Raw genomic sequence first — 20,306 nt, 5'->3', positions numbered from 1 at the left:
TTGCCTGATGCAATTTAACTCTATTCAGTATTCGCGGTAATGCTGTTTGCTATTCCATCACCGGCCGGATGCGGATAAACCGGCCTTCACAGTCGGGCACGTTGGCCAGCACTTCGTCAACCGGCAGCGACGGCTCCGCCTCGTCGCAACCCATGACGTTGCTCTGGGCTACCGTATGCGCGGTCGGTAATACACCATCCGTATTAACCTGCTGCAGTTCCGTAAAGTGGCCCAGAATATCGGACAGCTCCCCCTGGAGACGGTCCACTTCTTCGTCTCCGATGCCCAGCCGAGCCAGTCGGGCGATGTGCAGTACTTCTTCTCTGGAAAGTTCCATATCGCTGGATTATAGCATCAGCGGCCGAAGCGGGCAAAAACGCCTGTTTCCCCCGGTGCTAACTGACTGCTGAAAATTGACAATAATATATCCGGCCGATGTGGTTGCTGCCTGGTGCTATAATTAAGTTGTTCAACAGGAGATTATTTGAATCAATGACCAGCAACCAGAAACGCCTCGGACTGCTGCTGATTATAGCCGGATTCGGTATTATGATATTCCGGAGCGCCTTCAATTTGGTCAGGCTCATTACGCTTGAAGGCCAGCTCCCCGAATCATTTCTTATGGTCCCGCTGGCCGGCTTAATCTCAATGTTAATTTTGATGGCGCTGGTAATCTTTTTTGTTCATAAGAAGCCCCGCGCCGGCAGCCTGATCAGCCTTATACTTTTCAGTTTTTTCTTGATTTTCAACCTGATAACGATACTGATGAATGTCGAGCATATCCTGGCCAGGACCGGCTTAACGATTAGCTTAATATTTCACTGGGTGAGTAATCTATTGATAATAGGCGGCAGCGCCATCATCTACCGGGACTCGAAAATCCCGGCTAAATCCTCAGCAGTCGGTTGAAGAACCCCTGCTAGCCGCCTTTCAGCCTTTTCAGTTTGTCCCGCAGCGCTTCCAGCTTAGCTCGTTCCTTGGCCACCACTTTTTCCGGCGCTTTAGACACAAAGGACTCCTTGCTGAGCATGGCAGACAGCCTCTCTACCTGTGACTCCACCTCAGCCAGTTCCTTGGCGGCACGGGCGGCTTCAGCCTGCCGGTCAATCATGCCGGACAGCGGCAGCACCAGTTCAGCGTCCTTGAGCACCAGCACCAGTTTTTCATCATCGCTTTCCGCCTGGATACGGTCGCTGATTACCGACAGCGGTCGGGCACGGGACAGCATTTCAATTACCCCGCGGTAAGGCTCCAGTTCCTTTGCTTTCGGCCCGGCGTGAAGCTCCGCCGCTATCCAGCGCCCGGCTTCAACTTTATGTTCAGCCCGAACGTTGCGGATGGCCTTGACTACTTCGGTCAGTCCCCCGATGAAATCCTCAGCGGTGGCGTCTTCAACTTCGCGCTCAGCCTGGGGATACTCGGCAATCATAATTGAATCCGGCACTCCCGGCAGATATGGCCGCAGGTGCTGCCATATTTCCTCGGTCACAAAAGGCATGAAAGGATGCAGCAGCCGCAGCGAATTGTCCAGCACCTTCAGCAGCACCGGCAGTGGTGAAAGGCCTTCTCCGGACTGCAGTCGACCCTTGACCATCTCAATATACCAGTCACAGAACTCGCCCCAGACGAAGTCATGAATCGTCCGCTCCGCCTCGCCGAACTGGAAGTCCCCCATGAAATCTTCTACCTGACCGGTAGCGCGGGCCAGCCGTGACAGTATCCAGCGGTCTTCCGCCGGCAGATTTTTCATCTCCACCGGGCTGATATCGGATTTATCCAGGTAGCCGATCACAAATCGGGCAGCATTGAACAGCTTGTTGGCAAAGTTGCGTCCAGCTTCCAGCCGGTTGAGCGACAGCTTGATATCGTTGCCGGGTGAATTGCCGGTGGTAATGCCGAAGCGCAGGGCGTCGGTGCCATACTGATCGATAAGGGCCAGCGGATTAAGCACATTGCCCTTGACCTTGCTCATTTTTTCACCCTTTTCATCACGAATAAGCCCGTGCAGGTAAACGGTGCGGAAGGGGACCTTGCCGGTGTTGTGCAGCCCCATGGTAATCATGCGGGCTACCCAGAAAAATAAAATGTCATAGCCGGTTTCCATGACGCTGGTGGGATAGAAGCGTCGCAGGTCGTCGGTATCATCCGGCCATCCAAGCGTCGAATGCGGCCACAAACCCGAGGAAAACCAGGTGTCCAGCACATCCGGGTCCTGCTCCAGCTTTGACGAGCGGCAGCCCGGACAGGCAGCCGGCGTTTCTATGCTGACAATCGTCTGGCCGCATTCCTCACAGTACCACACCGGTATGCGGTGCCCCCACCACAACTGCCGGGAAATGCACCAGTCACGGATGTTTTCCAGCCAGTTGAGATACACCCTGGTAAAACGCTCCGGCAAAATCTGTATTTCACCATTCTTGACCGCAGCGATAGCCGGCTCGGCCAGTGGCGCCATCTTGACGAACCATTGGTGGGAAGCGGTAGGCTCGGCTACCGTAGCGCAGCGTTGGCAGTGACCCACCGAATGCCCGTAATCCTCTACCCGGACCAGCAGTCCCAGTTTATCCAGCTCCTCAACTACCAGCTTGCGGGCGGTATAACGGTCCATACCGGCAAAACGGCCGGCATTATCGTTCATCTTCGCGTCCTGGTCAAAGATATTTACCAGCGGCAGACCGTGCCGCTGTGCAATGTCAAAATCGGTTTGGTCATGGGCAGGTGTGGTTTTAACCGCTCCGGAGCCGAAGCTCATATCCACGATGTCATCGGCCACAATCGGTATTTCCCGCTCCATCAGCGGCAGCTTCAGCTTACCGCCTACCAGTGCTTTATAGCGCTCATCATCGGGATTAACCGCCACCGCGGTGTCGCCCAGCATCGTCTCCGGGCGGGTGGTAGCCACGATAACATATTTATCCGGTTCATCCAGCAGCGGATATTTGATATGCCACAGGTGCCCGGAAAGGTCTTTATGATCAACTTCCAGGTCGGATATAGCCGTATGACAGCGTGGGCACCAGTTGATGATGCGTTCGCCGCGATAAATCAGACCCTGGTCATACAGGCTTTTGAAAGTAGTGCGCACCGCCTTGGAAGGGCCGTCATCCAGGGTGAACACTTCCCTGTCCCAGTCGCAGGAAGCGCCCAGCCGCATGTGCTGCGAGCGGATGGTATCACGGCAGGAATTAGCCCACTGCCACATTCGCGCGGTAAAAGCTTCCCGGCCCAGGTCATATTTGGTCTTGTTTTCCTTGGCCAGCATCCGCTCCACTACTACCTGCGCCGCGATGCCCGCGTGGTCCACCCCCGGCAGCCAGAGCGCTGGCGCTCCTTTCATCCGATGCCAGCGGGTCATGATGTCTTCCAGGGTAGCCGTCAGGGCATGGCCCAGGTGCAGTTCTCCTGTTACGTTCGGCGGCGGCATTATGATGGTAAAGGGTTCCTGCTCAGAATCGGTCCGGGGCTTAAAATACCCCCGCTCCATCCAGAATCGATACCACTTGTCTTCCACCTGTGAGGGTTCGTAAGCCTTCGGCAATCCGGGATTGGGTGCTTCGGTCATAACAGCAAATTCCTTGTTGCAGTGAATAATGGTCTATTCTATCATCTTTAGTAACCGCCTTTCAGCTAACCGGCTAAAACGTGCTAGAATAACCCCGCCAGAACTTTACCCGCAAGGAGAAAATATATGTCCGGACATTCAAAATGGGCTACCATTAAACACCAGAAGGGCGCCGCCGATGCCAAGAGGGGGCAGCTTTTCACCAAGCTTTCGCGAGAGATTATCCTGGCGGCCAAGGAAGGCGGCCCGGACCCGGCCATGAACGCCAGGCTGCGGCTGGCGGTGCAGAAGGCCAAGGACGCCAGCATGCCCAACGACAACATTGAGCGCGCCATCAAGAAAGGCAGCGGCCAGCTTGAGGGCGAAAGCCTGCTGGAACTGACCCTTGAAGGCTATGGTCCCGGCGGAGTGGCGGTGCTGGTACAGGCGGTTACCGATAACCGCAACCGCACCATCCAGGAAGTCCGCCACTTCTTTTCCAAGAGCGGCGGCTCCATGGGCGAGGCCGGATGCGTCGCCTGGATTTTCGACCCCCGGGGCAGCATCGCCGTAAATATCGGCAGTGCTGACGCTGATGAACTCACCCTTGAGGTCATCGATGCCGGCGCTGAAGACGTCAAACCCCAGGACGAATACCTGGAAGTCCTGACCGCCCCGGAACAGCTGGAAGCAGTGCGCCAGGCGGTGGAAGCCAAGGGTCTGGAAATAGAAAATTCCGGCATTGAGATGCAGCCCAAGACCCTGGTTGAACTTGACGAGCCCACCGCCCTGCAGGTACTGAAACTGCTGACCTGGCTGGAAGAAATGGATGACGTACAGAACGTCTATTCCAACGCGGACTTTGACCCGGCGGTAGTCGAGAAATTCCAGGCCGGTTAGCATGAGAATCATGGGCATTGACCCCGGCACCCGGCACCTGGGCTACGGCATCATAGACGCTGAAGGCTCAGCGGTACTTTATGTCACTTGCGGCACTATCAACTGCTCCGCCAAACTCTCCATGCCGGAAAGGCTCAAACATCTCTATTCGGAACTGGAAAAAGTCATCAGCTCCTATAAACCCGGCTGCGCCGCCGTGGAAACCCCCTTTTTCTCGGAAAATGCCCGTTCAGCGCTGGCCATCGGCAAAGCCCAGGCCGTTGCCATCCTGGCCGCGGCCAACGCCGGGCTGGAGGTTTTTGAATACCCCCCGGCTCGCATCAAGTCGCATATAACCGGCTTCGGCGCTTCCGCCAAGGACCAGGTAAGCCGCATGGTCATGCTGCAGCTTAACATCACCGAACCGCCGGCCACCCCCGACGCTGCCGACGCCCTGGCCTGCGCCCTGTGCCACGTCCAGGAGCGCCAGATTTCCGCGGTTGTTGACCGCGGCGTCTGACCGGATTTACTCCATCCTTAACTCCCGCCGCTACACTGGACATATACCGTCATCCCGTTGCGCCCCATGGAGATTATAGCTAATTCACATCGCGGCTGACACCGCTCATTTACCCTGAATTGCTGCCATTTCTTTTGAACTTTCTTGATATTTTTTGTTAAGTTTGTTATTATATTAATCGAAGATGATTGTTAGCCAAACATCATCTGAAACATTATAAAAAACAAAAAGGAGGTACAAATATGGCACTGCAAAGATGGGATCCATTCCAGGAATTCAGACAGATGGACCGGGCCTTGAACAGGTTGTGGCGCGGCTTCAACCTGCCGGATGAGGCGGAACATTGGAACATACCGATTGATGTCGCCCGCAAGGGGGATGAGATTATTGTCAAGGCATCCCTGCCCGGGGTAAAGCCGGATGACATTGAAGTTTCGGTGGAAAACAATGTACTCACCCTCCGGGGCCAGAGTTCAGAAGACAAAGAGGTTGATGAGGGCGGTTACCTGGTTCGCGAGCGCGCCTGGGGCACCTTCTACCGGGCCTTGTCCCTGCCGGATACGGTTGACACCGACAAGATCAAGCCGGTTTATGCCGACGGCATCCTGACCGTAACCCTGCCCACCGCTGAAGAGAAAAAGAAGAAGCAAATCAAGGTCGCGGTGGAAAAGGACAAGCCCAAGACCATCGAATCCAAGTAAATCCCCCTGACTCCCGAAAAAAATAACAGGAGCGTCTATTCAGCGCTCCTGTTTCTTTTTATTGCCGCAGCTTTATTTCTTTTCCGTCCAGACTGAAGTTATCAGCCTGTAACCGATGTGAATCATCGCCAGGCCCACCAGGGCTACAAATACCTGGGCAATAAAGCTGTCTTGCGCCCATGCCAAATATTCAACTTCCAGTACGATGCCGGTCAGGATCAACACCCCGATAATGCCGCACATCACTCCCAGCAGAGTTTTCAGCACCTTGTCACCTCCGGTCATTACAGTATTCCTCCTGCGATTGGTCCGGCGCAAAAACCGGTCTAGACAGTAACCAGCACCGGCAGCACCATCGGCCGCCGCCGTGTCTGTTCATAATAATACCGGGAAAGCAAATCGCGCACCCGGTTGGAAATAACCGCGGAATCCGATACCCGCTGCGCTTCCTGTTCAAACATCTTTGTAACCAGGTCCCGGCTGCCGTCCAAAATCCCTTTGCCGGTATCCGGGTCAACAAAACCCCGGGAAACAATGTCCGGCTTCACCGCCAGGTGTCCGGATTCAGCGTCCAGGGTCACAATAGCCACCACTATCCCGTCCTGGGCCAGCATCTTGCGGTTGCGCAGCACTACTCCATTGATATCACCCACCGAAATACCATCGACATACACATTGCCCGCCGGTACATGTCCCACAATTTTACCGCCGTTGGCCGTCAGCTCCAGGATGTCGCCGTCCTGCAGGGTGAATACATTCTCGCCCGGCACCCCCATCTGCTCCGCCAGCTGCGAATGCAGCTTCAGGTGCCGATACTCACCGTGCACCGGTATAAAATACTTCGGCCTTATCAAACTCTGCAGCAGCCGCAGCTCTTCCTGGGCCGCGTGGCCGTGGACATGAACCTTGGCAACTCGGTCGTAATAAACCTGGGCTCCCTGTTTGAACAGGCTGTCGATAGTTTTAGCCACCACGGACTCGTTGCCCGGTATGGGCGAAGCTGAAATAATAACCGTGTCGCCCTTTTTGATCTGCACCTCGCGGTGCTCCCGGTTGGCGATGCGAACCATGGCCGAAGTCGGCTCGCCCTGGGAACCGGTGGTAATCAGCGCCACCCGGTTGGGCGGCAGCCGGTTCATCTCGGAAAGCTCGCCGATAAGTCCGTCAGGCGCCTTGATGTAACCCAGCCGCAGCGCCATCTTTACAATTTCCTTCATGCCCCGGCCGGCAATAAACACCTTGCGGTTGAACTGAACCGCCGCGTCCATCACCTGCTGAATGCGGGCCACCAGCGAGGCAAAAGTCGTCACCAGCACCCGGCCCTTGGCGGTGGACATGATAGCGGAAATCGTCTCTCCCACTACTCTTTCGGACGGTGTATAGCCGGGTATCTCTACATGGGTCGAATCAGCCAGCAGCAGCATAACTCCTTCAGCCCCAACCTGGGCCAGGCGGGCCAGGTTGGAAGGCTTGCCGTCCACCGGGGTGTAGTCCAGCTTGAAATCGCCGGAATGAACGATAGTGCCCAGCGGCGTGCGGATAATCAGGCCGGCTGCATCGGGTATTGAATGGCACATGGCCACGAATTCGATGCTGAACACTCCCAGCTTGATGGTATCCCCGGCCTTGATCTCTATGACTTCGTTGTTGGTCTTTACCCTGGCCTCCTTGAGCTTGACGCTGATCAGCCCGTGAGGCAGCGGCGCGCAGTAAATCGGCGCGTCCAGGTGGGGCAGCACATAGGGCAGCGCCCCGATATGGTCTTCATGACCATGGGTAATAATAATACCGCGTACCTTGTCCTTGTTTTCCACCAGGTAGCTGACATCCGGTATCACCAGGTCAACACCGGGCATATCCTCTTCCGGAAACATCAGGCCGCAGTCAATGACGATGATGTCGTTGCCGTATTCCATCACCATCATGTTTTTGCCTATTTCACCCAGGCCGCCCAGGGGAATCAGCCGGAGTTTGCCGCCCTTGGGCGTGTTCCCCTTAGCCTTGGGATGAGCCGAAGAGGTCGAGCTGCCGGACGGCTGGTTCCGCCGCCGGGGTTTGTTTTGGGGTTGATTGTTCACTTTGTTTTATTTCCTCAAGTAATTTCGGTAATTTGGCCATATCGGCCATAATAATTGCTCTTAAATTGCCCTGGTGCAGCGCCGCCGCCGGATGATACATGGCAAAACAGGTATAATCACCGCATTTCTTTGACTGGCCGTGAACACGGCTGATAGTCATGCCCGGGAAAAAGCGGCCCAGTGAGAAGCGGCCCAGTGTTACTATTATTTTCGGTTTTATTATCTCCAATTGCCGGTCCAGCCAGGTCTTGCAGGACGCTATTTCCTCCGGCAGCGGGTCACGGTTGCCCGGCGGCCGGCATTTTATAATATTGGCTATATATACGTCTTCCCGTTTAAGGCCTATTGACTCAATCAGCTGCGTCAGAAACTGCCCCGCCGCCCCGCAGAACGGTCGTCCGGTGCGGTCTTCGTTGAAACCCGGCGCCTCGCCGATAAACATTATCTCCGCCTCCGGACTGCCCTCGCCCGGTACAGCGCAGGTGCGCGCTTCCGCCAGGCCGCAGCCTCGGCACCGGCTTATTTCGGCGGCTACCGCCTCAAGCGCGGCGGCATCAGCCATTTTCTATCCCGGCAACACGTTGAAGCATCATTCAAAGGCATATTAACACTAGCCCTTACCTGAGTCAATGGAAGCCCCCTGATTTGATATTGACTTCATGATGTTTTAGGATTATCCAAGTTAGTCTCGGCCACGGGGAACTGCAGCTTTGACAACTAAGAGAACTTTAAGAAAAAACCGCTTCGCCTGGTATCTGGTTACCGCCGTAGCCCTGCTGTATCTTCTGTCGCTGCATGAAGTTCCTTTATTTAACTTCAGTGAAGGCTGGGACATGGTGCTGCTCTCCCTGCAGCGCATTCTCTACCTGGGCAGCGTCGCCCTGGCCGCCTGGTACTTCGGCGGGCGCACCGGCATCGCTGTAACCCTGGTCGGCATCCCGGCCCTGGCCTGGGACGCCTATCTCCACCTGACGCAGCAAAATTCCCTGTTTTACCTCCTGGAACTCCTGCTGATTGTCGGCGCCGCCTGGGTCATCTGCCGGCTGATAATCAACAACCAGCAATCCGGCAGCCGCTTGAGACAGTCGGAACAACAGTACCGCGACCTGCTGGAAAACCTGCCCTACATGGTGCTCATATTTGACGCTGAAAAAATCAAATACGCCAACCAGGCCGCGGTTGAACTTTTGGGGGCCTCCAGCCGGTCTGATTTCTACCACCGCCAGGTGTCTGATTTCATTCCGCCGGCGGAGTGGCCCCGGATAGAATCCCGCATCCACGAGGTGCTCCAGGCTGGAACCATCGTGCCGGTACTTGAGGAAAAGCTGCTCCGCTTTGACGGCGCTGAAATTGAGGTGGAAATAGCCGGCCACTCGGTTTACTATTCGGGCGCTCCAGCGGTTCAGCTCATCGGCCATGACATCAGCCAGCGCAAGCAGGCGGAAGCCCGGGTTATTGAAAGTGAGGAGCGCTACCGCGTAACCGCGGAGCAGACCGGCAAACTAATCTATGACTATGATGTCCTGTCCGGAAAAATATACTGGCAGGGCGCCGTTGAAATCATCACCGGCTACACTCCTGAAGAATTCGCCGCTGTCGATATCAAGGCCTGGGAAGACATGGTTCACCCGGATGACCGTGAATCCACCCTGCGGGCATTGGAACAGAGCCGCCGGGATTGCGCTGTTTTTGACATGGAATACCGTTTCCGCCGCAAGGACGGCTCCTATATTCACATCGGTGAAACCGGTCGCTTCCTGTCCGACGCCGACGGGCGCGCCTACCGCATGCTGGGCAGCATGGGCGATATCTCCAGCCGCAAACATGCCGAGTCAGCGCTCAATTCAATCATTAAAAGCACCGCCCGGGATACCGGGGAAGCCTTCTTCCACTCCCTGGTTAAAAACCTGGCCCAGGGGCTTGACGTCAGCTATGCCTTTGTCGGCCGGCTGACCGGTGACCAGCCGGACCAGGTCAGGACCCTGAGCTTCTGGTCAGGGGATGAGTTCGGGGAAAATTTCACCTATAACCTGGAAAGCACTCCCTGCCGGTTGGTTTCCCGGGACCGTGTCTGTCTCTATACCGAACATGTCCAGCATGATTTCCCGGATGACCTCATGCTGCAGCAAATGAATATCCAGAGCTACATGGGAGTGCCGCTGCGTAACCAGTCTGAAGAGGTCATCGGCATTATAGTTGTCATGGACAGCGCTCCCCTGCGGGAACCGAAGCTGGCTGAATCAATGCTGCGGGTTTTCGCAGACCGCGCCGGAACCGAACTGGAACGCCTGCAGTCCGCCCGGGAACTGGAGCAGTCCCACCGCCTGATAAAGGCCGTCAGCCAGGCTCAGAACCGTTATATCACTGAAGCTGACCCGTCAGCTCTGTTCCAGTCGCTGATTGATGAAGTCATAAAGATAACCGGCAGCCGGTTGGGTGTCATCACCGAGGCTGTTTCCGAAAAAGAATCCGCCCCTTATCTGAAAGTCCGCGCCGTAGCCCATGATAAAGCCGGCTTCAGTAGTCAGGTAGCGGCTAAAGCCCGGGACATGGAGTTCCGTGACCCGGATACCATACTCGGCGCTGTTCTGGACACCGGCCGACCCGTGTTGTCCAACAATCCGGCTGAACTTCCGTGGCGCCGCCCGGTATTCCCGGGGCATCCGGAAATCACTTCCTTCCTGGGCCTGCCGGTCGCCATCCGCGGCCGGATAATCGGCGTTATCGCCGTTGCCAACCGGCCGGAAGGCTATTCTCAGAAAGATATTGATTACCTGGAGCCTTTGATACTGACGACCGGCAACATTCTGGAAGCCCATAATAACACGGAGAAACGGCAGCAGGCGGAGCAGGCCCTCCAGCGCAACTATGAACTGCAGCATGTCATCAGCAGCCTGCTGGGCCGCTCGCTGCGGCCGGGTACGCTGACGGAAATCCTGGATGACGCCCTGGGCTTGATCCTGTCCCTTCCCTGGCTCGCCGCCGATAACCGCGGCGCTATCTTCCTTACCGAAGGCGACCCGCCCTATCTGAAGCTGGTAGCCCGCCATGGTCAGACCGATGAAATTAAAGAGTTCTGCCAGAAAGTGCCTTTCGGCCAGTGCCTCTGCGGCCGGGCTGCCCAGGAGCAGTCGGTTGTTTTCGCCGGAAACGATACCCGCATTGAAAACGTCCGCGAAAAAGCCCTGCCTCACGGCCACTACTGCGTCCCCATCAGGCATGGGGAAAAAGTACTGGGAGTATTCACCATATACCTGGAGCCGGAGCACCGGCGTGACCCGGAGGAAGACCGCTTCCTTAAATCGGTCGCCGATACCCTGGCCAATATCATCCATGCCCACTACCTCCTGGAGGAAGAATTCTTCCATGCCAATATTCTGGTAAATGTCCGTGACAGCGTCATTGTTACGGACAACCAGGGCCTTATCACCTACTGGAACCAGGGCGCCGAAGCTATATTCGGCTATACCGCGCGGGAAATGATGGGCAAGTCGCCGACGGAACTTTACCCGGACCAGGATATGAGCCAATTCCAGGCTGACCTGGACGCTATCGTCAAGGGCAGGGATTACGTCGGTGAATGGCTGGGCCGGCGCAAGGACGGCCGCCGGGTCTGGGTCAATATCAAGACTTCCGTCCTGCGGGACGCTGACGGTGAATTCACCGGCTTTATCGGTGTCGCCCAGGACATCACCCAGCGCAAGAATACAGAACAGGAACTTGAAGCAAGCCGGGAAAGTCTGCTTGATGCCCAGCGTATCGCTCACATCGGCAACTGGGAATGGGATATTCCCGGCGGCAGCCTGTACTGGTCGGATGAAATCTACCGTATTTTCAGCCTGAAACCACAGCAGTTCAAGCCCGGATATAAAAAGTTTATTAGCTTTGTCCACCCTGAAGACCGGAGAGAGGTTAATCAGGCGGTTAATGATGCGCTGGAGAAGCGCAAACCATATAATATTGAACACCGGGTGATGCTGCCTGATAAATCAATCCGGTATGTTGCTGAACAGGCGGAAGTAGTCTTCGACCAATCCGGTCAAGCCCTGAAGATGTCCGGTACTGTCCAGGACATAACCAAGAGAAAATTGGCCGAGAAACGCCAGCAATCCATTTATCGGCTGACTTCATCACTTAATAAAGCCCGGGACCTTGATGAAATATTCCAGACAGCCATTGATATTGTTATTGATACGCTTGAAGCGGAAAAAGCCTCATTACTAACCTTTGATTCCACCGGGACAATGCGCTTCAAAGCCTGGCGAGGCCTATCTGAAAAGTATCGGGCTGTTACCGAGGGCCATTCTCCCTGGACTCAGTCTGATAATAACCCGGAACCATATCTTGTTTATGATATCGCCAGGGAACCTTCACTTGCCGATCTTGAACCGGCAATCACCGCGGAAGATATAAAATCTCTGGGCTTTTTCCCTTTAACCCTGAGTGACGATGGAAAACTCCTCGGTAAATTCATGGTTTATTATGGCAAGCCTCACCGGTTCACCGAAGATGAAATCCAACTGGCTCAAACTATCGCCGCTCATATAAGTTTCGCTATTCAACGCAAGCAAACTGAAACCGCGGTAAAAAATCTGCAGCGCCACCAGCAAATGATCCTGGATTCCGCGGGGGAGGGAATTTTCGGTGTTGACCTTGAAGGCCTCTCAACTTTTATCAACCCTGTCGCCAGTACTCTGACCGGCTACGAACCGCAGGAGTTCATCGGTCAGAATCAGCATGAACTCATCCACCATAGTTACCCGGATGGCTCACCATATCCGGAAGAAGAGTGCCTCATCTATAATTCCTACGCTGCCGATAGCGTAAATTACGTCAGCAACGAGGTGTTTTGGCATAAAAACGGAACCAGCTTCCCCGTGGAATATACCAGTACTCCCACCCATGATGAGCAGGGGAAAGTTACCGGCGCCGTGGTGGTTTTTAAAGATATTACCAGGCGCAGACAAGAAGAGGCCAAGCTCCAGGAAAGCGAGAAAAAGTTCAGGACTTACACGGATAAAAGCCCGGTTGGGATTTTTGTCGTAGATGAAAACGGAAATTATGTTGAAGTCAACCCTGCCGCCTGCGATATTTCCGGATATTCCAGGATGGAATTGCTGAATCTTTCGATTGCTGATTTTACCGCCCCGGAGCACCTGGATGAAGGGCTGCGTATTTTTGAAGAACTTAAGGAAAAGGGGCATTTTGAAGGCGAATTCCTCGCCCGGAAAAAAGATGATAGACGATTCTGGATTTATATGAACGCCGTCAAGATTGGTCCGAATCGTTACATGGCCTTCGTTACCGATATCACCGAACGCAAGCAGACCGAACACGAGCTGCAGCGCCTGGCATCGTTCCCCCTGTTTTCCCCCATTCCCATCATCGAGGTTTCCCTTGAAGGCGAACTGACCTATCTCAACCCATCCACCAGGCAGGTTTTCCCGGAAATAACCCGCAACACCCATGACCATCCCCTGGTGCGGGCTATGCTGGCTACCCTGTCCTACCTGCCGGGACTCCCCGACCAGTGGGTCATGTTTGATGTTGTCATCGGCAATAATGTCTATGAGGTCTATGTCCTCTATGACACCGCCAGCCGCCACATCCGCGGCTATATTGTTGACATCACCCTGCACAAGCAGTCACTGCAGCTGGAGTCGGAGGCCAGGGCGGCGGAAATGTCCAGCAAGGCCAAGAGCGACATGCTGGCCAGTATGTCCCATGAACTGCGCACCCCGCTCAATGCCATCATCGGCTTCTCCCAGGTTCTCCAGGAAGAATATTTCGGCAAGCTCAACGCCCAGCAGAGCGAGTACATGAATGATATCCTCACCAGCGGGCAGCACCTGCTGTCCCTCATAAATGATATACTGGACCTGTCCAAGGTGGAATCCGGCAAAGTTGAACTTGAATTAAAACCCACTCCACTCAAGGAAATGCTGGAGCACAGCATGATGGTTATCCGAGAAAAAGCCCGGGTGCATAACATTGATTTGCGGCTGGAGGTGGCGCCGGAGCTGGAATCTCTGGAGCTTGAGCTTGATGAAAGGCGCGTCCGGCAGGTAATATTTAACCTGCTGTCTAACGCCGCCAAGTTCACTCCTGACGGCGGGGCTATCACCCTGGGCGCGGCGTCCGCCGGCAAACAGGATATAGTCATCAGCGTGGCTGATACCGGCATCGGCATTGAGCCGGAGCACCAGGAAAAAATATTTGAAGGCTTCTACCAGGTTAAAAACCAGATAACCGACAAAACCCCCGGCACCGGCCTGGGCCTGTCCCTGGCCAGGAGCATCGTGGAACTGCATGGCGGGCGCGTCTGGGTGGAGAGCGAAGGCCGTAACCGGGGCAGCAAGTTCAGCTTCACCCTGCCGCTGAAACAGAAGAAACACCGGAGGAAAAATGAAAAAGACCATCCTGGCCGTTGATGACGACCCGTTACAGCTGAAACTCATCGACGCCGTTGCTTCCAAGGCCGGGTACAAGGTAATCACCGCTGAAAACGGCCGGGAGGGCGTCAAACAAGCCCAGAAACACAATCCGGACCTGATATTGCTGGATATCATGATGCCGGAGATGGACGGCTATACCGCCCTGGAAGTCATCCGTCAGTCTGAGGAACTCAAAAACACCCCGGTAATCATGGTTACCGCCGTCGGCTTTGACATGAACCAGAGAATGGCGCTGTCCATGGGTGCCGATGACTATATAACCAAGCCCTTTGCCATCAAGGACCTGTTGAGCCGCATTGAAGACAAACTTTCACCAAAAGGTAAAAAATGACAGCTAAACCCGCCCGTATCCTGGCGGTTGATGATGAGGACCGCAACCGGCGCCTGATGCAGGCCATGCTTCTGCCGCTGGGCTACCAGGTTTTCCTGGCCGTGGATGGGCAGGACGCGCTGGATAAAATACCGCAAGTCCAGCCGGATGTCATCCTGCTGGATATCATGATGCCCCGCCTTGACGGCTTCGCCGTAGTCCGGGCGGTCAAGCAGGACCCGGAAATGTCGCGCATCCCGGTAGTCATGGTCACCGCCCTTTCTGAAGTGGCTGACCGGGTCAAAGCCCTGGAAGCCGGCGCTGATGACTTCCTGTCCAAGCCGGTGGACGCCACCGAACTCCGTGCGCGGCTCGGTTCCCTGGTTAAGGTTAAAGCCTACAATGACCACCTGGTCAACTACCAGAAAGAGCTTGAGGCGGAAGTTTCCGCCCGTACCGAGGAACTGCGCCGGGCATTTGAAAAGATAAAATCAGCCTCGCTGGATACCATCTACCGGTTGTCGCGCGCCGCTGAATACAAGGACGAGGACACCGGCGCTCACATCAAGCGCATGAGCCATTTCGCCTCCCGCGTCGCCCTGGAAATGGGCCTGCCGTCGGACGAAGTGGAGTCCATCCTGTACGCCGCCCCCATGCATGACATCGGAAAAATCGGCATCCCCGATAAAATCCTGCTCAAGCCGGCCGCCCTGACTGACGCTGAATGGGTGGTCATGCGCCGCCATACTGAAATCGGCGCCCGGATACTGGAAGGCAGTGATGCTGAATTCATCCGGCTTGGAGCCACCATCGCCCTTTCCCACCATGAAAAATGGGACGGTTCCGGCTATCCGCGAGGGTTGAAAGGGGCGGATATCCCCCTGCCCGGCCGCGTCACTGCCATCGCCGATGTTTTTGACGCCCTTACATCCCGACGCCCCTATCGCAAAAAAGACTTCAGCCCGGAAGAAGCCAGGGCCATGATTGAGCAAGGCAGCGGTACCCATTTCGACCCTTCGGTCGTAGCCGCTTTCGGCTCCTGCTGGGATGAAATCCTGGTCATCCGCGACCATTACCAGGATGAACATGAGAGCAAGTACCTCCAGACATACCAGGAGGCGGAAAACAGCGGCTGAACCCGTTAGCCACTATCATCCCCCCCGCCATTTTTGTTATAATGCCGGGTATTCCCATGCCGCGCTTTTGTGCGGCTTGAGCTGTGAGGAAAAAACCGCATGACCAGACTTCGTTTTGATGACCCCGTAATCTATAACGCCATCGCCGCGGAGGACACGCGGCAGCAGGAAACCATCAATTTAATCGCCTCGGAAAACTACGCCTCCCGCGCTATTCTGCAGGCCCAGGGTTCGTCACTGACCAACAAATACGCTGAAGGCTATCCCGGTAAACGCTACTACGGCGGCTGCCACAACATGGATGAAATCGAGTCCCTGGCCATTGAGCGCGCCAGGGAACTGTTCAAGGCGGAGCACGCCAATGTCCAGCCCCATTCCGGCGCCCAGGCCAATATGACCGCCTACTTCGCCCTGGTCAAACCGGGAGACACCATCATGGGTATGAGCTTGTCGCACGGCGGACACCTGACGCATGGCGCCAGGCCCAACTTCACCGGCAAGATGTATAACGTGGTCGCCTACGGCCTGGACCGGGAAACCGAGCGCATTGATTATGCCGGCATGGAAAAGCTGGCCCTTGAAGCCCAGCCCAAGCTCATCATGGCCGGCGCTTCCGCCTACCCCCGTGTCATTGATTTTGAGCGCTTCCGCCATATCTGTGACCGGGTCGGCGCCAAGCTGGTGGTTGACATCGCCCATATCGCCGGGCTGGTGGCCGCTGGCGTTCATCCTTCTCCAGTGCCCTGGGCTGACATCGTCACATCCACCACCCACAAGACGCTGCGCGGCCCGCGCGGCGGCTTTGTGCTGTGTAAAGAGGAATATGCCCATGCCGTGGATTCGGCCGCCTTCCCCGGCATCCAGGGCGGTCCGCTGATGCACGTCATCGCCGGCAAGGCGGTGGCTTTCCGGGAAGCGGCCGCGCCGGAGTTCGGTGAATACTCCCTCCAGGTGATTGAAAACGCCCGCGTCCTGGCTAAAGAGCTGGAAAAATACGGCCTGCGCCTGATTTCCGGCGGCACCGACAACCACCTGGTGCTGCTGGACCTGACAGAAGCCGGTGTCAACGGCAAGGAGGCTGAAGAGGCGCTGGGACGCTGCGGCATCGTGGTTAACCGCAATACCGTGCCCTTCATCGTCGGCCAGAAGCCCACCTCTCCCAACGGCATGCGCCTGGGCACCCCGGCGGTTACCACCCGCGGCTTCGGACAGGCCGAGATGGTCAAAATAGCGGACTGGATTAACCAGGTCATCCGCAGCTTCGGTAACGCTGAAATCGAAACTCGAGTCGCCGCCGAGGTCAGGGAACTGACCGCCGATTTCCCGGTGCCGGGTATTACTGACTGAAGCCGCGTGCTAGAATAAAAGCCGGCAACCTCAATTGACCGGGTCTTGGAAATAAAAATCTAGAGTCTAGAAGGAACTGAACTTATGGACGAACTTAAGGTATTTACCGGCAACGCCAATCCGGCCCTGGCCAATTCCGTAGTGGACTACCTGGGTATTCCACTGGGCAACTGCAAGGTTTTCCAGTTTTCCAATGAAAATACCTTCGTCCGCATCATGGACAACGTCCGCAACCGGGACACCTTCGTCATCCAGCCTTTTTCCTCGCCGGTCAACCAGAGCATCATGGAAACCATGATCATGATTGATGCCCTCAAGCGCGCCTCCGCCGGCCGCATCACCGCCGTCATTCCCTACTACGGCTACGGCCGCACTGACAAGAAGGACCAGCCCCGCGTCCCCATCACCGCCCGTCTCATTGCTGATATCATCACTGTATCCGGCGCCAACCGCGTCCTCACCGTTGACCTGCACGCCGCCCAGATACAGGGCTTTTTCAATATCCCGGTTGACGAACTTTCCGCCATCAACCTGATAACCAACCACGTCAAGAAAATGAACCTGGAAAACCTGGTGGTGGTAGCTACCGACATTGGTATCACCAAGCAGGCTCGTGACTTCGCCGAGCGGCTCAACGCCCCCCTGGCTATTATTGAAAAGCGCCGCGTAGGCAATGATGACCGCACTGAAACCATCAATATCATCGGCGATGTTGAAGGCCGTACCGCTCTGACCGTTGATGATGAGATTGATACCGCCGGTTCACTGACCAATTCGGTGGATACCCTGCTCAAGGCCGGCGCCACCGAGGTTTACTCCTGCTGCACCCACCCCATTTTTTCCGGCCCGGCCATTGAACGCATCGCTGCCTCACCGGTCAGGGAAGTCATCGTCACCGACACCGTGCCACTGACGCCGGAGAAACAGCTGGACAAGATAACCGTGCTCTCCATCGCCCCGCTTTTGGGCGAGGCCATCCACCGCATCCACACCGGCCTGTCTGTCGGTGCCATGTTCCAGCAGGATTCCTGAATCACGCTTTAGTTATTGCTCGGGGTGAAACCCTGGTCTTGACCCTTTTCCGCTTCTTTGTCGGACTCCCTCAGGACTTCGTCCGCAAATTCCGGATACAGCTTTCTGACGCAGGTCGGGCATAGACCGTGGGTGAAGGTAGCGTCGGTATGGGCGGAAACAAAGCTTTCCACCGTCTGCCAGTAGCCCTTGTCATCCCGTACATTCTTGCAGTTGGCACAGATGGGCAGCAGCCCTTTGAGTATCTTGACCTGGGCCAGGGCTTCCTCCAGCTCCGCGTTTTTCTGCTGCAGCTGCCGTTTCACCGTTACCAGTTCATTCATAATGCCGCTGATGGCCTCGTGCCACTTGCCGTCTTCCGGCTGTTGCATATAGTTTATTTCATTGTCCGGCATTGGTCGCCGCCTTATCCATTAATCTGTTCAGCACTTCCGGTGCTTCGCCGGCTTTTGTTACCACTCCGTTAGCCTGGAAAGAAGCGGCGTATTGGGGATTGGCCGCCAGGATGTAGCCGCCGATTATTATCTTTATATCTTCACCCAGCTCTTGCCTTGCCGCGGCTATCAGCTCCCTTAATGCCGGGCCGTTGGACGGCAGGCACATGGAAAGCGCCAGTGCCTGCGCTTTCTGCTCCCGGGCGATGTCTATGATGCTGGCCGCTGGAGTGTTGGCCCCGATATACATCGTCCGCCACCCTGCCATCTCCAGCAGGTCGGCGCTCATTCGCAGCCCTATCTCGTGCAGTTCACCGGCCACGCAGGCAGCCACCGCCAGTTTGTCCTGTTTCGGGGACAGTTTGCGGATGCGGGGGTACAGCTCCGACATTATCAGCTGCGTCGCCGCACTGCAGAAATGCTCGTGGGCTACCGTAATCTGCCCCGTCTGCCACAATCTGCCCACTTCATACATCACCGGGTGAAATACCTTCAGGTATAAATCCGGAATGCCGATGCTGTTCTCATCAACTGCCTTCATCACCAGTTCGCCGGCCGTCTTGCGGTCTCCGCTCAGCAGCAGTCCCAGGTACTGTTTAGCCATTTCACCGTAGGTCCCTGTTTCCTCGGTAAATACCCGGCTGAAATCTCCGGCCTGCTGCAATGCCGCGGCGGCATCGTTGAAATAACCGGAGATAAGTTCGTTATGATCTTCAGGCAAAAACTTTTTCAATGCCGCCTGTTCGGCGTCCATGTTCATCTGCACAAAGAATGTCGGCACCCTGTGGCCCAGCATCATGGACTGCTGCCACACCTTATAGGCGCTGAAAAGGCCGGAATCTCCGGCTATCAGCGCCTCGGCCAGCTGGTGCAGGTCATGGCGGGCATACTCGACGTATTTACCGAACGTCATGCCGAATTTCGGCGACACATCCGCTCGCTCCGGCTGCTGTGACCGCGTGATTTCCTCCGCCAGTTTATCCCGGTTTGCGTAGATGTATTCGGCGATATATTTACCTGTGTTCAAAAATTCATGCCTCCTTGGCGCTCAGTACTTCTCTCACTTTATCCTTGAGTTCCTGTTTTTCAAACGGTTTGACCATATACGGCACCTGGTGGGTATTAAGGTATTCCCTGGTGACCAGGTCGGAGGTGTCGCCGGTCAAAAACAACACTTTTTGCGCCTGTTCCGGCCAGCGCTTCTTTATCTCTTCGTATAGCTCTATGCCGCTCATCCCCGGCATCCGGATATCCAGTATCACCAGGTCGTAGCTGCTCTCTTCCAGCTTCTTGAAAGCCTCCTCGGGACTGCGGCAGTCGGTAACCTCATGCCCTTCATCAGCCAGCACCGCCTTGACCAGTGCCCCCACCGTCGGCTCATCATCAGCTACCAGGATTCGCGCTCGTTTTTTCGTCTTCCTCTCCGGTTCTTCCGCAATCGGCTCTTGTTTTTCCTCAAGCTCTTCCACCGGGGTTATCGGGAGGTCAATCATGAATGTAGTTCCCTTGCCTTCTTCACTGTCCACCTCGATGCTGCCGCCGTGCTCCTGCACGATCCCGAACGAAAGCGGCAGTCCCAGGCCGGTACCCTCTCCCGGCTCCTTGGTGGTAAAGAACGGCTGGAACAGCTTGGCCTTGATCTCTTCAGACATACCCGAACCATCATCGGTTATGGAGACCCTTATATGATCATCCAGCTTTTCGGTTTTTACCTTCAGTACGCCCTTGTCGTGCTCCTTTTTCATGGCGTATTCCGCGTTGACGATGATGTTCAGAAATACCTGCTGCAGCTGCCCGGCGTCCGCCGTTACCCACGGCAGGTCCGGGGTATAGTCTTTAACCACTTCGATGTTGCTGGTCCGGAGCACATAGC

General features: G+C 55.7%; 17 protein-coding genes. 9 read left to right on the top strand and 8 right to left on the bottom strand.

Annotated elements, in window-relative coordinates; genetic code table 11:
- Positions 1–49: 49 nt before the first annotated feature.
- Positions 50–337: an Asp-tRNA(Asn)/Glu-tRNA(Gln) amidotransferase subunit GatC gene (gene gatC, locus ACZ48S_RS02815; protein ID WP_464213856.1), complete on the bottom strand. Its 288-nt coding sequence runs from the start codon at positions 335–337 to the stop codon at positions 50–52.
- A 155-nt stretch (positions 338–492) separates the two neighbouring features.
- Between gatC and ACZ48S_RS02810 the strand changes: the two genes are divergently transcribed.
- Complete coding sequence (locus ACZ48S_RS02810) at positions 493–909, top strand: hypothetical protein (protein WP_464213854.1); 417 nt, start codon at positions 493–495, stop codon at positions 907–909.
- A gap of 10 nt (positions 910–919) precedes the next feature.
- On the opposite strand, the gene ACZ48S_RS02805 is transcribed toward ACZ48S_RS02810, so the two are convergent.
- On the bottom strand, positions 920–3,562 hold the full coding sequence (locus ACZ48S_RS02805; RefSeq protein ID WP_464213852.1) for a valine--tRNA ligase: 2,643 nt from the start codon (positions 3,560–3,562) through the stop codon (positions 920–922).
- A 126-nt stretch (positions 3,563–3,688) separates the two neighbouring features.
- Here ACZ48S_RS02805 and ACZ48S_RS02800 point away from each other — a divergent pair, with 126 nt between their 5' ends.
- The 3 genes from ACZ48S_RS02800 to ACZ48S_RS02790 all read left to right on the top strand — a co-directional run bounded on the left by ACZ48S_RS02800 (position 3,689) and on the right by ACZ48S_RS02790 (position 5,641).
- Positions 3,689–4,441 (top strand): YebC/PmpR family DNA-binding transcriptional regulator, encoded by a 753-nt coding sequence (locus tag ACZ48S_RS02800; RefSeq protein ID WP_464213850.1) that lies wholly within the window; start codon positions 3,689–3,691, stop codon positions 4,439–4,441.
- Position 4,442: 1 nt separating this feature from the next.
- Positions 4,443–4,940: a crossover junction endodeoxyribonuclease RuvC gene (gene ruvC, locus ACZ48S_RS02795; RefSeq protein ID WP_464213848.1), complete on the top strand. Its 498-nt coding sequence runs from the start codon at positions 4,443–4,445 to the stop codon at positions 4,938–4,940.
- A 242-nt stretch (positions 4,941–5,182) separates the two neighbouring features.
- On the top strand, positions 5,183–5,641 hold the full coding sequence (locus tag ACZ48S_RS02790; protein WP_464213847.1) for an Hsp20/alpha crystallin family protein: 459 nt from the start codon (positions 5,183–5,185) through the stop codon (positions 5,639–5,641).
- Positions 5,642–5,713: 72 nt separating this feature from the next.
- On the opposite strand, the gene ACZ48S_RS02785 is transcribed toward ACZ48S_RS02790, so the two are convergent.
- From ACZ48S_RS02785 to ACZ48S_RS02775, 3 genes are read right to left on the bottom strand one after another with little or no spacing between them, the layout of a single operon-like run.
- Positions 5,714–5,926, bottom strand: coding sequence for a hypothetical protein (locus ACZ48S_RS02785; protein ID WP_464213845.1), 213 nt, complete (start codon positions 5,924–5,926; stop codon positions 5,714–5,716).
- A gap of 41 nt (positions 5,927–5,967) precedes the next feature.
- A complete protein-coding gene (locus ACZ48S_RS02780) occupies positions 5,968–7,605 on the bottom strand; it encodes a ribonuclease J (RefSeq protein ID WP_464214536.1) in 1,638 nt (545 codons plus the stop codon).
- A 31-nt stretch (positions 7,606–7,636) separates the two neighbouring features.
- The gene (locus ACZ48S_RS02775) at positions 7,637–8,281 is read right to left on the bottom strand and encodes a uracil-DNA glycosylase (protein WP_464213842.1); all 645 of its coding nucleotides are present in this window, start codon (positions 8,279–8,281) and stop codon (positions 7,637–7,639) included.
- 148 nt (positions 8,282–8,429) lie between these two features.
- Between ACZ48S_RS02775 and ACZ48S_RS02770 the strand changes: the two genes are divergently transcribed.
- From ACZ48S_RS02770 to ACZ48S_RS02750, 5 genes are all read left to right on the top strand, one after another.
- Positions 8,430–14,150 (top strand): PAS domain S-box protein, encoded by a 5,721-nt coding sequence (locus tag ACZ48S_RS02770; RefSeq protein ID WP_464213840.1) that lies wholly within the window; start codon positions 8,430–8,432, stop codon positions 14,148–14,150.
- Complete coding sequence (locus ACZ48S_RS02765) at positions 14,125–14,505, top strand: response regulator (protein ID WP_464213838.1); 381 nt, start codon at positions 14,125–14,127, stop codon at positions 14,503–14,505. Before ACZ48S_RS02770 ends, ACZ48S_RS02765 begins: the two co-directional genes overlap by 26 nt.
- Positions 14,502–15,620: an HD domain-containing phosphohydrolase gene (locus ACZ48S_RS02760; RefSeq protein ID WP_464213836.1), complete on the top strand. Its 1,119-nt coding sequence runs from the start codon at positions 14,502–14,504 to the stop codon at positions 15,618–15,620. Before ACZ48S_RS02765 ends, ACZ48S_RS02760 begins: the two co-directional genes overlap by 4 nt.
- Positions 15,621–15,719: 99 nt before the next feature.
- Entirely contained in the window at positions 15,720–16,967 is a 1,248-nt protein-coding gene (locus ACZ48S_RS02755) for a serine hydroxymethyltransferase (protein WP_464213834.1), read from the top strand.
- Between the two features lie 84 nt (positions 16,968–17,051).
- Positions 17,052–17,999, top strand: a complete 948-nt coding sequence (locus ACZ48S_RS02750; RefSeq protein WP_464213832.1) for a ribose-phosphate diphosphokinase — start codon at positions 17,052–17,054, stop codon at positions 17,997–17,999.
- An 8-nt stretch (positions 18,000–18,007) separates the two neighbouring features.
- On the opposite strand, the gene ACZ48S_RS02745 is transcribed toward ACZ48S_RS02750, so the two are convergent.
- Genes ACZ48S_RS02745 through ACZ48S_RS02735 form a run of 3 tightly spaced genes read right to left on the bottom strand, consistent with a single transcriptional unit; the run spans position 18,008 to position 20,301 of the window.
- Entirely contained in the window at positions 18,008–18,394 is a 387-nt protein-coding gene (locus ACZ48S_RS02745; RefSeq protein ID WP_464213830.1) for a hypothetical protein, read from the bottom strand.
- The gene (locus ACZ48S_RS02740) at positions 18,381–19,460 is read right to left on the bottom strand and encodes a cobalamin B12-binding domain-containing protein (RefSeq protein ID WP_464213828.1); all 1,080 of its coding nucleotides are present in this window, start codon (positions 19,458–19,460) and stop codon (positions 18,381–18,383) included. The genes ACZ48S_RS02745 and ACZ48S_RS02740 overlap by 14 nt, the downstream gene beginning before the upstream one ends.
- 4 nt (positions 19,461–19,464) lie before the next feature.
- Positions 19,465–20,301, bottom strand: a complete 837-nt coding sequence (locus tag ACZ48S_RS02735; RefSeq protein WP_464213826.1) for a response regulator — start codon at positions 20,299–20,301, stop codon at positions 19,465–19,467.
- Between the last annotated feature and the right edge of the window lie 5 nt (positions 20,302–20,306).

The sequence above is a fragment of the Dehalogenimonas sp. NIT-SK1 genome (assembly GCF_055384165.1).
The sequence above is the reverse complement of the archived record's forward strand: the minus strand, read 5'-3'. Positions and strand labels throughout refer to the sequence as shown.